The sequence below is a fragment of the Pirellulaceae bacterium genome (assembly GCA_019636385.1).
In the GTDB taxonomy this organism is placed as follows: Bacteria; Planctomycetota; Planctomycetia; order Pirellulales; family Pirellulaceae; genus Aureliella.
In genome coordinates this window covers 188,400-201,879 of the sequence record JAHBXT010000005.1, presented here as the reverse complement: position 1 = coordinate 201,879, position 13,480 = coordinate 188,400, and the positions used below count along the sequence as shown (strand labels likewise).

13 protein-coding genes are annotated in these 13,480 nt (G+C 54.4%); 3 read left to right on the top strand and 10 right to left on the bottom strand.

The genetic code is table 11. The features are described 5' to 3' along the window. Positions 1-127: 127 nt before the first annotated feature. Positions 128-1,777, top strand: coding sequence for a hypothetical protein (locus KF752_18435; protein MBX3423538.1), 1,650 nt, complete (start codon positions 128-130; stop codon positions 1,775-1,777). Positions 1,778-1,829: 52 nt separating this feature from the next. Here KF752_18435 and KF752_18430 read toward each other — a convergent pair whose 3' ends face one another. Genes KF752_18430 through dtd form a run of 3 tightly spaced genes read right to left on the bottom strand, consistent with a single transcriptional unit; the run spans position 1,830 to position 4,271 of the window. Further along, positions 1,830-3,668, bottom strand: coding sequence for a PQQ-dependent sugar dehydrogenase (locus KF752_18430; protein MBX3423537.1), 1,839 nt, complete (start codon positions 3,666-3,668; stop codon positions 1,830-1,832). A 16-nt stretch (positions 3,669-3,684) separates the two neighbouring features. After that, positions 3,685-3,825, bottom strand: coding sequence for a hypothetical protein (locus KF752_18425; protein MBX3423536.1), 141 nt, complete (start codon positions 3,823-3,825; stop codon positions 3,685-3,687). Continuing rightward, the gene (dtd, locus tag KF752_18420; GenBank protein ID MBX3423535.1) at positions 3,822-4,271 is read right to left on the bottom strand and encodes a D-tyrosyl-tRNA(Tyr) deacylase; all 450 of its coding nucleotides are present in this window, start codon (positions 4,269-4,271) and stop codon (positions 3,822-3,824) included. The genes KF752_18425 and dtd overlap by 4 nt, the downstream gene beginning before the upstream one ends. Before the next feature lie 241 nt (positions 4,272-4,512). Here dtd and KF752_18415 point away from each other — a divergent pair, with 241 nt between their 5' ends. Next, the gene (locus KF752_18415) at positions 4,513-5,301 is read left to right on the top strand and encodes a DUF1559 domain-containing protein (GenBank protein ID MBX3423534.1); all 789 of its coding nucleotides are present in this window, start codon (positions 4,513-4,515) and stop codon (positions 5,299-5,301) included. Between the two features lie 207 nt (positions 5,302-5,508). On the opposite strand, the gene KF752_18410 is transcribed toward KF752_18415, so the two are convergent. The 6 genes from KF752_18410 to KF752_18385 form a co-directional block, all read right to left on the bottom strand. Next, the gene (locus KF752_18410; GenBank protein ID MBX3423533.1) at positions 5,509-6,108 is read right to left on the bottom strand and encodes a DUF3299 domain-containing protein; all 600 of its coding nucleotides are present in this window, start codon (positions 6,106-6,108) and stop codon (positions 5,509-5,511) included. Positions 6,109-6,251: 143 nt separating this feature from the next. Continuing rightward, complete coding sequence (locus tag KF752_18405; GenBank protein ID MBX3423532.1) at positions 6,252-6,563, bottom strand: RNA-binding protein; 312 nt, start codon at positions 6,561-6,563, stop codon at positions 6,252-6,254. Positions 6,564-6,836: 273 nt separating this feature from the next. Next, on the bottom strand, positions 6,837-7,241 hold the full coding sequence (locus KF752_18400) for a BON domain-containing protein (protein ID MBX3423531.1): 405 nt from the start codon (positions 7,239-7,241) through the stop codon (positions 6,837-6,839). Between the two features lie 11 nt (positions 7,242-7,252). Continuing rightward, a complete protein-coding gene (locus tag KF752_18395) occupies positions 7,253-8,560 on the bottom strand; it encodes a M48 family metalloprotease (protein MBX3423530.1) in 1,308 nt (435 codons plus the stop codon). Between the two features lie 265 nt (positions 8,561-8,825). Continuing rightward, on the bottom strand, positions 8,826-10,169 hold the full coding sequence (locus KF752_18390; GenBank protein MBX3423529.1) for a TCR/Tet family MFS transporter: 1,344 nt from the start codon (positions 10,167-10,169) through the stop codon (positions 8,826-8,828). A gap of 4 nt (positions 10,170-10,173) precedes the next feature. Continuing rightward, complete coding sequence (locus KF752_18385) at positions 10,174-11,133, bottom strand: phosphoribosylaminoimidazolesuccinocarboxamide synthase (GenBank protein MBX3423528.1); 960 nt, start codon at positions 11,131-11,133, stop codon at positions 10,174-10,176. Positions 11,134-11,233: 100 nt separating this feature from the next. Between KF752_18385 and KF752_18380 the strand changes: the two genes are divergently transcribed. Beyond that, the gene (locus tag KF752_18380; protein ID MBX3423527.1) at positions 11,234-12,724 is read left to right on the top strand and encodes a hypothetical protein; all 1,491 of its coding nucleotides are present in this window, start codon (positions 11,234-11,236) and stop codon (positions 12,722-12,724) included. 55 nt (positions 12,725-12,779) lie between these two features. On the opposite strand, the gene KF752_18375 is transcribed toward KF752_18380, so the two are convergent. Then, positions 12,780-13,463: a DUF3299 domain-containing protein gene (locus tag KF752_18375; protein ID MBX3423526.1), complete on the bottom strand. Its 684-nt coding sequence runs from the start codon at positions 13,461-13,463 to the stop codon at positions 12,780-12,782. Positions 13,464-13,480 lie beyond the last annotated feature (17 nt).

Below are 13,480 nucleotides of genomic sequence, written 5' to 3'. Positions count from 1 at the left end.
GCCCTCTACGGACCACTTAACTACAAACAGGCATATTTTTATGGTACATCGAGCAATGAATTCACGCTGGATTGTTATTCTTGCTGTCTCCGGGGCTCTATATCTGGAATTTTGGAATTCCGTTTGTTTGAGCCAACAAAACATCGCTGAGAAGCCAGGCCAAACGGCGAATGCACCTGTACGGAATTCGGCAGCCGAACCACGCATCTACGCTGGTTTCCAAGGCTATTCTCGCCAGGTCACCACTGATTCGCCCGATGCCCAACGGTGGTTCAACCAAGGCATCCAGTTGCTGTATGGTTACAATCACGACGAAGCGATTCGCTCGTTCGAACGCGCTGCCGAGATCGACCCAAGTTGCGCGATGGCCTGGTGGGGCAGCGCTTACGCCCGTGGGTTACACATCAACAAACCAGAAATGTCTGAAGAGCAGAGTCTGTTGGCGCGGCAAGCTGCAGACAAAGCGTTAGCAGCTCTCGACAATGAATCACCCGTTGAGCGAGGCTTGGTTCACGCCGTGAGTACACGTTATGAATGGCCAGCACCCGCAGATCGAGTTCACTTGGATCAAGGTTATGCGGCCGCGATGGAACAGACCTGGCACCAGTTTCCCGATGATGCGGATGTGGCAGCTTTGTTCGCCGAGTCATTAATGAACCTCCAGCCATGGGACTTGTGGACGGGCGAGGGGAAACCTAAGGGCCGTACTCTGGAAATCGCGGCCGTCTTGGAGCGCACCATGGCGTTGCATCCCAACCACCCTGGAGCCAATCATTTTTACATTCACGCCATCGAGGCTTCTCCTTGGCCTGAATTGGGAATTCCAGCCGCCGAGCGACTGCAAGACTTAGTGCCCGGTTCCGGTCATTTGGTTCACATGCCATCCCACATCTTTATTCGCGTCGGTCGCTACGCCGATGCGGCGATGGCCAATGAACGTGCAATTCAAGCCGACGAGGCCTACCTTGCCGTCGCACCACCGCCCGATTTTTACAGTCTGTATTTCATTCACAATATCCACTTTTTGGCTTATGCCGCCATGATGGAGGGGCGGTTTGCAACGGCATTGGCGGCTGCCAGAAAAATTGAAAGCGATATTCCGCCTGAATTTCTAAAAAATTCCCTGGTCCTGGCTGACGGATTCATGACCACGCCTCTGCATGTTCTCATTCGATTTGGCAAGTGGAAAGATATCTTGAACGAGCCCGAACCAGTCGATTGGCGTTTGCTAAGTCGTGTTCAGCGGCATTACGCTCGCTGTATCGCCTTGGCCAACTTAGGACGTACCGCAGAAGCTCAAGTCGAGTTCGATTTGATGAATCAAGTTGCCGCCCAGATCGACGAAACCTGGTTTGTCGGTAACAACCAAGCGCTGGATGTTATAGCCATTGGCCGCGCGATGGCCAGCGGAGAAATGGCGTTTCACAACGGCCAGCAAGAGGCCGCATACATGTTCCTTCGCGAGGGTGTTGCATTGGAAGACCAACTGGCATACGACGAACCGCCTGGTTGGATGCAACCGGTACGTCATGCGTGGGGTGCTTTGCTGTTGGCTGGAGGTCACCCCGCAAATGCCGAGAGTGTCTATCGCGATGATCTTGAGCGACATCCCCAAAACGCGTGGGCGTTGCTCGGCTTGCAGCAGGCACTGGAGCAGCAGAACAAGACCGTCCAAGCGGCTGAGTTGTCAGACACGATTCGTCAAGCTTGGAGCCGGGCGGATGTATCACCCGTGGCAAGTTGCTATTGTCATCCTGCTGCATCAAAATCTCGATGAACTCAGCTGGTGGACTGTTACAACCAACATTTTAGCGTGGCGGATGTGCTTTTCAGGGCACAACTAGGTTCGTCAACTGCTGACCGACTGCTGAACGCATGGCCAATATATCAGCAAACGAGACGATGCCATTCTTGTCGATATCCAAGGCGCTTCCTGCGTCCACTTCGTTCCCTACCGAACCACGAATTTCGCTGATGTCTGCGAACGAAACGGTATACACGCCGTCCACGTGACCGGTAACCTCTCCACGTAGATGCCCAACGTAGAGCATTCGCGAGAAATTACCGAGTGTCAATTTCACGCTCAGCCAACGGTCGAGTATCGACTGCTCGGGCCACTGGATCAATATCCGATGCGAGCCGCCGACACCGGCACCAGCAAAGTGATTGATGGATGTGGGCGTGGGGGCGGTGGGCCAACTAGAAATGGGATTAGCTCCCAAATCATACGCACCCTGAGGACTCATCTTGAATTCCCACACTACATCATCGGGATCATTCAAGTTGGCAATATCCAAAGCGATTCCGTCGAGGCCATGCTGTGAGTTGCTCAGATTGTCCAGCCCCAGCGTCAGCGGCGTACTAATGAACTGCACCAAAGTCTTGGTGGAATCCAAGCCTGCCCAAGGCAGCTCCCCTGCCCCGCTCCACTGGCCATGGTAAATGTAACTGGCTTGAATGGATGGCGGAATAATGAACCCCGAGGTAAATCGATAAACGTTGCCTCCCAGACTAATCAGGTACAGATGGCCAGCAGCATCCTCAGCGAACGACGAGATATTTCCCATACTGCCAACATTTAATTGGACGCTGCTGTTCCAGTCGATCAGCGTGTTGTAATTTGTCCCATTAAACTCGGTTGGAAGTGATCCGTTGAATCGCAATGAAAACAGTCGCTGCGAAACATAGTCACCGAAGAAATAGTGCCCGTGCAATCCAACGATCGGTCCGCGATAGACGTAGCCCCCCGTGACACTAGCACCTTGAAACAGTCCCGTACCACGCGAATAGTTGTAGATGGGATCGACGTTGCCCGGCGGCCGAGCGCCCCCGACCAAACCAGGAGTTTGAATCGTACCTTCGCGCAAGCGCCAACCGTAGTTTTCTCCTCCCAGACTGTTGGAGTATTGGAAATTGAGTTCCTCGCGAGCCCCCTGGCCTACATCGGCGATATACAAATCACCTGTCGAGCGATCAAAGCTATTGCGCCATGGATTGCGAAGTCCGTAGGCCCAAATCTCTCCGCGTGTGTTGGCTTGGCCCACCAATGGATTGGTAACAGGAATGGTATACCCGCCGGAACTGGTAGTTCCAGGTGCGATACGCAGCATTTTCCCTAACAACGTGTTCTTGTTTTGGCCAGCGTTCTGCGGATCATTGCTGCCACCACCATCACCCGTAGCGACATACATGAAACCGTCCGGACCGAAGCAGATCCAACCACCGTTATGATTGGAGGCCGGCTGACTGATCTGTAATATCTCAGCGCGCGACGTAGAATCCGTGATCAACGGATTACCGCTGGAACGCTGGTAGCTGCGAATTCTAGTGTGCCCGCCGCTATCGGTGTAATTAACATAGTAACGGCCGTTGTTGACGTAGTCTGGATGAAAGGCCATTCCCAACAATCCGCGTTCATTACCCGACGTCAAACCATTTCCTTCGGACAATTGAGCTGCTGTCAAGAATGGTGTTGCTAGCACAACTGGAGGTTGCGACGACACATCCAAAATGCGAATGTTGCCACCGCGTTCGACAATGTAAAGATACTCCGATTGACCGGGGGCGCTGGTGCCATACAGCGGACTGGATAATCCAGTGGCAACGCGCGTGAGCGTCAGCGATTGAGCTGGCAATGGACGACTGGCATGGTTGCTTACAGTCAGCACCACAGCCAACATGCATCTACGGACAGTGCCCCAGCTGCATCGAACGATTTCTCGCTTCGGCCACCACGTTGATGCCCAGCAGTGCATCGGCTTGAACCATAACATCTTGGTGGCCTCCCAAATAGTAAGCTTGAATTTCGGAGATGGCAGAACTCAAAAAAGTTTCTTGCTGTCCAGCAGAATAGTAACTGGACCATTGTTAATCAGTTCAACCTGCATGTCGGCTTGGAACACTCCCTGCTGAACATTCAGATTTCGCTGTCGAACACAATCACAAAAATGCTGATACAGACGATTGGCGGATTGTGGTTCCATGGCACCGGTAAAGCTGGGCCTCTTGCCACGACGAACATCTCCCAGCAACGTGAACTGACTAACGGCTAAAACCGAGCCACCCACATCCTCCACACTGAGGTTCATCCTACCCTGTTGGTCATCAAAGATTCTAAGCCCAGCGACCTTTTCGGCCAAATATTTGGCATCGCCTGGCTGATCTGCCTGCTCGACTCCCAACAGGACTGCCAATCCAACCTCAATCTGACCGACGACTTGGTCGCCAACCGTTACTCTAGCTCGTGAAACTCTTTGAACGACGGCGCGCAACTCCTCGCCCTCCATTGATGCTGCTAAGATAGGAATTATGAGCTTTCAATTTACCTGCCCGTACTGCTTTAAGAAGACCCTAGTCGATGACCGGTATTGCGGACAGACCGGCCCATGCGCCGGATGTGGCAAGGTAGTTAAGCTGCCAGAGGTCATGCCAGCGTCGCTGCCCGGTGAAGATGGTCGTGAGCCACCCACAAGTGCATCCCCCCCCCTACCCCGCCCTACAAACAGACACTTGATGCCAAGCGTGCTCGGCAAGCTTGCACGCCGCAGGTGGCCAATCTACGCGCTGTCAGCCATGGGGCTTGTTCTTCTGGGCCTAGCGGCCTGGAGCAATCTTCAGTCCGTTGGCATGCTCCAGTGGATCGACGCAATCCAGCAACGTCGCGAGCGGACGCTGTGCATGAATAACCTCATGCGAATCGCCCAAGCACTAGACGTCTACGCGCAGCGGCACGGCCATTACCCGCCTGCCGTGACTTACAATGAGAATGGCAAGCCACTTCACAGTTGGCGCGTACTGATTCTGCCCGAGTTGGGTGAACAGGCGTTATACAATCGCTACAATCTCAACGAGCCTTGGGATTCTGAGCACAACGCAGAGCTGATTTCGGCTGGATGTCCAAAAGTTTTTCTCAGTCCAGCCCGATCCGACTATCCCAATTCTTCGCAGTGCAGCTACTTTCTGATTGTCGGTAGCGGAACGCTGTTTCCAGCAAACTCAGTACCGCTATCGCCTCGCGATATTGGCGATGGGGCGATGGATACACTGTTGTTAGTCGAGTCCAATAGCGTCGGTAATGAATGGACCCAACCCATCGATATACCCGTTGAAGCGCTGACCGGCGCATCAGGCAAACAGAAATTAGGGGGAACTCATTTAGGCGGAGCAACAGCAGTGTTTGCAGACGGCACTCCAGCATGGTTGCCAAATAGTACTCCGCCTGAGGTATTGCGTAGCCTGGTGACTCCCAACGCTGGTGAAAACATCGATAGTGCCGGGTTTACTCAGCCAGCATCCCAGTGACCATGTGCTTATTGAAGCGGCTTGCTCCGTGTCAGCCACGGCGGCGTTCGGATTGTATGAATGCAGGTGATTCACGCCCTGCTGCTTTGGCCACGCACATGACTACCCAATACGTCAAACGCTTCATTGGCCCAGCGTTCAACTGTCGGACATTCATCGAACACGGATTGCGACATTCCGTAGTCCATTGCTACTCGAGGGGAAAGCTTACTTTACTTCCGTAGCCACCAGATAATAGATAGCGTAGTGCGTTTCGCTTTCTGGGTATTTGAACTCCTTGATTTCGAATCGTCCGCGTACGCTGGCCGGCCGGGTCGAAAAATCTGCCGTCTTGCCTTTGGCCATGTGGACGATGATACAATCGTAAAGAGCGGCTCCCGGTCCGAAGCAACATTCCATGTTATCGCGAACCAGCACGAACTCCGTGATGCCGGTGAGCTTGAACACGCTGGCCGGCAATATGTAGCCGCGAATGCGAATGTCTTTTTTATGCAGCTTCTCGATCTCTTCAGTCAGCATGCTGCGCTGGAACTCGCCTCCCTTCTCCATCTCAAATTTCAAGTCGTCAAATGTTAGATCCCCTTTAGCGCGCGCCGTCGCGCGACTGCTGCGATCTTCTGCTTGAGAGCGACTGGATACTGGAGCATCGGCAGATTGAGTATCACGACTTCCCTCAGCGGGCGGCGATATGGCTTGAGCCGCCGGTGGCACATCTGCAGATAGTGTCTGGTCAATCCACCCGTGCGCTGCGAAACAGGCAAGCAGAACTATGGTCTGCCTGATCAGTAGTCGTGTATGCTCAGACATGACAGATCATTCGATGGTCGAATGCTTGCGAATGCTACTTGAATGATTCAGATTGAACGTGCTCATTACATAAAACAAAAACGGGAGCGACTTGCCGACGCAATCCGCTCCCGAATGTAAAGCCAATAAGAACTGGTTGGCCGTTAGTAGTCGTCGCGCGAGAAGCTGCGGCGTCCACGGTCGTCTCCCGATCGACCGCGTGGTCGGTCAGTTCGCGGCCGCGCTTCGTTCACAGTAACGCTTCGACCAGCGATCTCTTTTCCATTGACGCTTTCGACGGCTTGCTTGGCCTCTTCCGCGTTCTGCATTTCAACAAATGCAAATCCACGAGACCGCCCCGTATCGCGATCCATGATGATGTTCACCGACGTCACCGATCCATAGGCGCTAAACGCCGATCGGATATCGTCTTCGGTTGCGCGAAACGACAAATTGCCAACGTAAATATTCGTCACCTTCTCTACCCTCAAAACAAACAGTGGGACCTAAAACAGCGTCTTCCGTCACGATCGACCAAACGCTACCTGGCAAAGCTCGATATTCTCGGACTTTTGACAGGCTCTAAGAGTCGGATTATGGGACTCTACGACCGCAAAGTCAACGGAATTCTGGCACATCAGCCAGTTTTTCAATCAGCTCATCCGATAGGGGGGATTCAGCGTTAGTGCCCCCGGAGCCGAATCGACGGGCTCGATACGGGCGAACAGCCCGTATTCGCCACTCTCAGATTAGCAAGGTACGGTCGATTGCCAATCGACTTGCAGTTGATTGATCACCTTTTCGACACCCTCTAATTTCTTGAGCGATTCTTGGGCCATCTGCTTTTGAAAGAAGGTAGAAACACGCCCATGCAACACGACGACTCCTGATTCTTCTTGGCAAAAAACCTGGTGACCGTTTAGATGCGGGTTGCGTTTGATAGCTGAATCAACTCGCAACAATAGCTCCACGGTAGGACTCGCCAGATCAGCCGATGTGCATGGAATGGTAGCCACAGATATTAGACCCTCAGGTAGCAAATGGATGAAGCGGCGGTTGGAGCGGACGCGACCTACTGAAGAATCGACCACGTTTATGCTCGCATTGAGCGAGATTACCGCATTTTCTGCAAATTCTTGCCGGTGTGGCCCCATCTATACCGACTTTATGGGCTGCATCGCCATACCGATAGATTGGCTAGTCTGGCATTTAGGCTGGGATGCAACCAAGTCGATACTTGGCTGGCTGACTCGCCAAGCAATTGTCCGAGCGCCGACCCCAAAACTTCGGCTGGGGATTGTGAAGCGCTCCAGTCCACCGATTTACGAGCTAAATCGCAGGCCACGCGATCTGCATCCAGCTCGCAACGGCGGGCCATACTGCTGAGCCCAATTAACAGAATCAGGCTAGCAGACAGTCCGCAAGCAAGTTTCAGGCTCCAGTGCTGTACTAAATCCAGTTGATAACCAGCCAGCCAGATGATGGCCCCTGTTCCCATCGCCCAGATAACGGGTAGAGCGCGCCAAATGAAGTGCAGGCGACGAATATGAGCCAGTTCGTGCAGCACGACCATGTCCAATTGTCGAGAAGTCAATTGCTCCATCAGCGCATCGCCAATCCATAGCCGACGAAATCCAGGAAACCAACCGACGATTGCCGCACCAGCCCAGCGTCCCTGACTGGGGATCAGCACCGCTTGGAAACCGGATGTGCCTGTGCGTTTGGCTATACTTTCAATGCGCTGTTGCACCTGTTCAGGTAGCGGCTGACCGCCTGACCATGTGGTCAGTAAAGAAGGAAAAACCAAAAACAAGGTACATAGCAACAGTCCGCCTCCTAATGCTCTGGCCAAGCTCGAACTAATCCCCAGCGACCAGGCGACCAGATCGCTGAGCTCGGACATGCTGGACAACATCAGAACCGGCAGCAAACACGTTAGCAATCCGGCAATCTCTCCCAGTCGAATCCTGAGCCTCCAGTGTTTGATCCAGGGCTGGCCACCGTTGGGCTGACACATTTCGTCAACCTGTGCGTGAATTTGCTCGACGAATAACCACAACAAAAGTGTTGGTAGGTAGCAGGTCAGCAAACATAGAGACTGGGGAGATCCAAGCCGCTCAAACGACTTAGCCCATGCGCACCAGCTCGTGCCAACTAAAGTCAGTGGCAGAGCCGCACACCACCAGCGCTCGATACGCAGGCGTTGTTGGGAAAAAGCATAGCTCAACAGGGCTAGAGATTGTCCGCCCGAAGTTGGCTGGACACCGGTTATTTCCTTGTCAGCGTCGCCCCAACTCTGTTGCCTACCAACGAACGTGCGAAACGCGATCGTCTTGGTCATCACGGCAAACCCCAGAACCATCGCCATCACGGCCAGCACCGTTTGTCCCAAGTCTAATACCGGCGTCTCAAACGACAGCTCATAGCAACTCAACGTCAACAGTATCAGTACAAAATTGCGAAGTGAAACCATGGGTATGTGCCGAGTTACCTAAAGGTCAAGCTGCAGGACGAGACACTCGTCACCGAAAGCTTCTAGGCTAATTGGCCTATCCCCATTTCCATCCTGGCCAGCGGTCAGAAAGCGATCCTCAGAATTCTGCATTCACAGATATTCTGCATGTAGGGACTCTACCGGAAAATCGCTCAACGGTCGTAGCGATTGACGTGGGCATGCCGAGAACCGACTTGGCATGAGATGCTGCCATTCCTGGGAATCTGCAGGCCGGCGAACGAGATCACCCGGCCCGATGCCGTAGCCGCAGTACCAGCGCAATGGCAAAGAGGTGCAGTGCGGCAGCTACCAGAAAGGGTGTACCTGGAATTTGTAACCCAGACTGCTGAAGCCAGTATTGGACCTGCCGCACGGCAGCTTCCAGAATGGGTGCCCCGGGCATTTTGACTGGCACCGCAGGGTCAATTACTGCTGCAAAGATCGTGGAGAAAATGAATGGGCCAAAAATACCCGCAATGCCCATCAGCGAACTGTTGGCTCCCTGAAGCTGCCCTTGGCTGTGGGGGGGTACGCGGCGCGTCATCAGCCCTTGCAAGCCGGGCGAAAAGTAGCCGACCAATGAGAAGATGGGAATACCCGCCCAAAACAGCCACTGCGTACCAGCCAGGCCATAAATCGTGTAACCAGCGGCACCGGCCAGCAGCGCGATAGAGACCATTCGCCAATCACCCAGTCGGCTAGCTGTCTTACGCACCACATACGCCTGCATGACAACCGCCAACACTCCCACGGCTGTAAGCGTCAGCCCGACCACCTTGGAACTCCACTGGTAGCGATGTGTTGCATACAACACAAACACATTCTGGTAGACCTGATGCGCCAACTGGTACAACAGAAAGACCATGGCCAACCCAAATAGGCCCGGAATGGAACGCAGCAGTCGCAATGACCCCAGTGGATTGGCTTTGGACAATCGAAATTTACTGCGATGCTCCAGCGGCAACGATTCTGGCAAGACGAAGTAGCCGTACAGTGCATTGAGCAGAGTCAACCCTGCGGCGCACCACAGCGGCCAGCGCAGACCAAAATCACCAAGCACTCCGCCCACAGCCGGCCCGAGAACGAATCCGATGCCCCAGGCGCTGCCAACGTACAGCCCGTAACTTGCGGCGCGTTTTTCGGGCGGCGTGACATCTGCTACATAGGCGGCAGCGGTTGAAAAACTGGCCGCTGTAATCCCGGAAAGAATACGCCCAACCAGCAACCACCATAGGCTGGGCGCAAGTGCCATTAAAATGTAGTCCAGCCCCAGCCCAAAACAGGAAATCAGGATCACGCGGCGTCGACCAAACCGATCCGACAGCGCGCCCATGACCGGCGAAAACAAGAATTGCATCAGCGCCCACGTCGTACCAAACAGTCCGGTGTACTGAGCCGCGCGGACTGTATCGCCGCCTAAGAACTCCTGTTCGATCAAGGTCGGTAGGACCGGAATCAACAGCCCCAGTGACAGCACGTCCAACAAGACGGTAATGAAAATGAATCTGAGAGCTGCAGGCCGAGTTCCCGGCGATGCACCTCCTGCAGCGGATTGCTTGACTGAATGCGATTCTGTTGGCGAGTCCACCACGCTAGCTCCTGCAGGAAGGAAGTTGCTGGCCACTATCAGCCAACACGGGATTGGTGGCGGCATCCGACCATCCGGGCAACGTCTGTCCCGTCAACATTTGGTAGGCATGGACATACTTTTCTTGAGTCCGCTGGATGACTTCGGTAGGCAGCGTTGGTGGTGGACTGTTGCGGTCCCAGCCGGACTGGATCAACCATTGCCGCACAAACTGTTTGTCAAACGACGGCTGACTGCTGCCGGGTTGATACTGATCTGCGGGCCAAAATCGCGAACTGTCCGGAGTCAAGACCTCGTCGATCAAGATGACTTGTCCGTCGTACCAGCCGAACTCAAACTTGGTGTCGGCGATGATGATTCCTTGCTGCCGCGCCCATTGGCTGCCCTGCCGATAGACATCCAGACTCAAATGTCGCAGTCGCTCGGCCAGTTCGCTACCCAAATCGTTTTCCATACGCTGGAAACTGACGTTTTCGTCGTGTCCCTGAGCCGCTTTGGTGGCCGGCGTAAAAATGGGCTCTGGCAGTGGATCGCACTGTTGGAGTCCTGAGGGCAACTCGACCCCACAGACGCTGCCCTGTGCCTGGTATTCTTGCCATCCGGAACCCTCCAGGTAGCCACGTACCACACACTCAAAGGGAATTACCTGAGCCTTCTTGGTCACCATCGTCCGTCCGGCCAACATGCGTCGTGGAGCATCGCCCACCGGCAAAGACTGGGGGAGGTCGGTGCTGACCATGTGATGAGGCACTTGCAGGCGGTCGAACCAAAATCGGCTCAACTGATTCAACACGATGCCCTTACCCGGAATTCCTGCGGGTAATACCCAATCAAAAGCGCTGATGCGATCGGTGCTGACGATAATCAAATTCTGGCCTGCATCGTAAACGTCTCGAACTTTGCCACGATGGCACGGCAAAGGCAGCTCGGTTTCAATTACTGATTTTTTGAAGTCGAAACTCATCGAGTTGCACGGTCCTAAGATTGAAGGGTCGGGCCACTTGGGTTAGATTCGCTGCCAGCGTGAAGGGCAGCCAACATCGTCGTCGGAAGTTTTTTGGGTTATGGGCAATCTGCGGTTCGAAGTATCCAATCCCCAACGTCTGGATGGGCGGATTTGGCAGACGGCCTACATCACGGGCATGGAAGGCATCGCCTGGCAGTGTTACCACCAAACTCAGGGCGACCAGTTTATCATCGGCAGGCAGCTTGACGAGTCAGGCAAGCTGAATATCGTCTGGCCCACCCGCCCTCATGGCAATCTGTGCCTGTCAACGGGCAGCCTAAAAGTATCGGAAGTCCCCTACCCTTTAACCGTCGAAATTGCCCGTGGCACGGTTGGCCGACTGAAGAATCAAACTGCCGAATGGCAGCGTATGGGCTTGCGATTGCCCGATGGCTATTTTTCCTTGGCCGAGTCCGGACAACGCAACTTTCTGCGCAGTGTAACCACGATCGGCGACCCGGATAAACGCGACTCATTGGCCCAGTCGGCCATCGACTTCAGTATCCAAGCCAGCAGTATTCTGGCAAATTCATTTTCCGAACAGGCACTGCTTTCGCGCCACCAAACTGAAGGTACACTGACAACGCTGCTGGGAGCCACCCTGCCCAGATCAGCGGGCGTCGGTGCTCTGCCTGCTCAATTGCCACAATTCATCAATGCGGTCAACATTCGCGCCGATCTGGGAAGCGTGGAACAACATTCAGGTCAAATGAATTTTGAACCGCTGGATGTGCAGCTCAAGTGGGCTGTCGAGCAGCAGTTGGAACTTTGCGTTGGCCCACTGATCGACTTTCGTACAGATCGACTGCCGCCGTGGATGATTCTGCTGGACGAAGATTATTTTGGTATCATGCGTGCGGCTTGCCAACACGCCCAAAAGACGGTCGAGCGCTATCGTGGACAAGTACATATCTGGAATTGCGCTGCCGGCCTGAATAGCCCCAACCGCCTACGCTGGGGCGACGAACAGGCGCTGCGGATGGCCGTGGCCATCATCGAAACCGTGCGTAATGCTGACAAGCACACTCCGGTGTTGCTGACGATTGAACAGCCTTGGGGGGAATATCTGCGCGATCATGCCGACGGTATTTCCCCGTTTCACTTTGCGGACGCGTTGATTCGCGCCGACCTGGGCCTGAGCGGCCTGGCTTTGGAGCTGAATTTGGATCACTGGCCCGGAGGCTCGCTGCCGCGTGATCTGATCGACATCAACCGGCTGGTCGATCGTTGGTCGATGCTCGGGTTGCCGCTACTGATCTATCTGACTTCACCAACTCAGGCCGCCATCGGTAAGGACCATCGCGTCGCGGATTGGGCTACCGGCACCAGTGCAAGTTGGAGCGATTCCCCAGCCAACCTGGGTTTCGTGCTTCCTGAGAACATCGTGCAACTGCTGGTTTCCAAACCGTCCATCCATGCTATCGTGTGGGATCAACTGGTGGATCAACCCGACGGTGCCTTAGATTGCAAAGGGATGTTTTTCAACTCCGGCGCACCGAAGCCTCTAGCCAGCCACATGAGCAACCTGCGCAAACGATTCTTACGCTGAACAGCGCCGACATCTCCCCGAAGCTACCAATCGCCACTGGGAAGACTCCAGCATCCTAACGCAATACATCGGCCTGCAACTGATAATAGACCCCCGTCAGACCTTCAATGGGCTTAAGATACGGAGTAACCGAAAATGTCCCGGCTAGCCCCTTCTTGCGGAAATTACGGTGTGCGTACTGATCGCCGGTCAGGTTGACCTCTATCATGTGCGTCAGCGGTGGCTGGCCACCGAAGCAACACGTTCCCAAGTCGGGGACGAGGATGAACTTCTTAGCTGACGCGCTGGCCATCGAACTGGGATGCACATAGCCTTTTACAAACACACGCTGGCCGTTCCATTTGAGTGCCTCAGCAGTCGGCACATCGGGTTGTCCTTTCGTGGAAGCCAACTCGCCAAACTGAATCCGCGTATAACCTTCGGGGACTTCGGTAGCATAAACATAGGCATGGTAGCTGATGGCTCCGACCAATGTTGTCAGGGACAATCCGATTCCCAGTAGCGCAGCCGGACGGCCGGTTAGCTCCTCGGGGTAGCGCCGAATCGCCTTTAGCCCCAGAAGGCCACAAATTAGCCCCAGAATCGGTAGCAGCAACATCTGAACTGCGACAAATGCGGCTAGACCCAGCACGGCTAATGCAGCCGATGCCACAGCGGCGCGTGATAGACTGCGGTAAACTTCTGCTCCCGAACCTGAAAACGAACCGGAGCCAGCGGCTATGGACTGAGAAACATTCATCGCGCGGTGCGTTAACA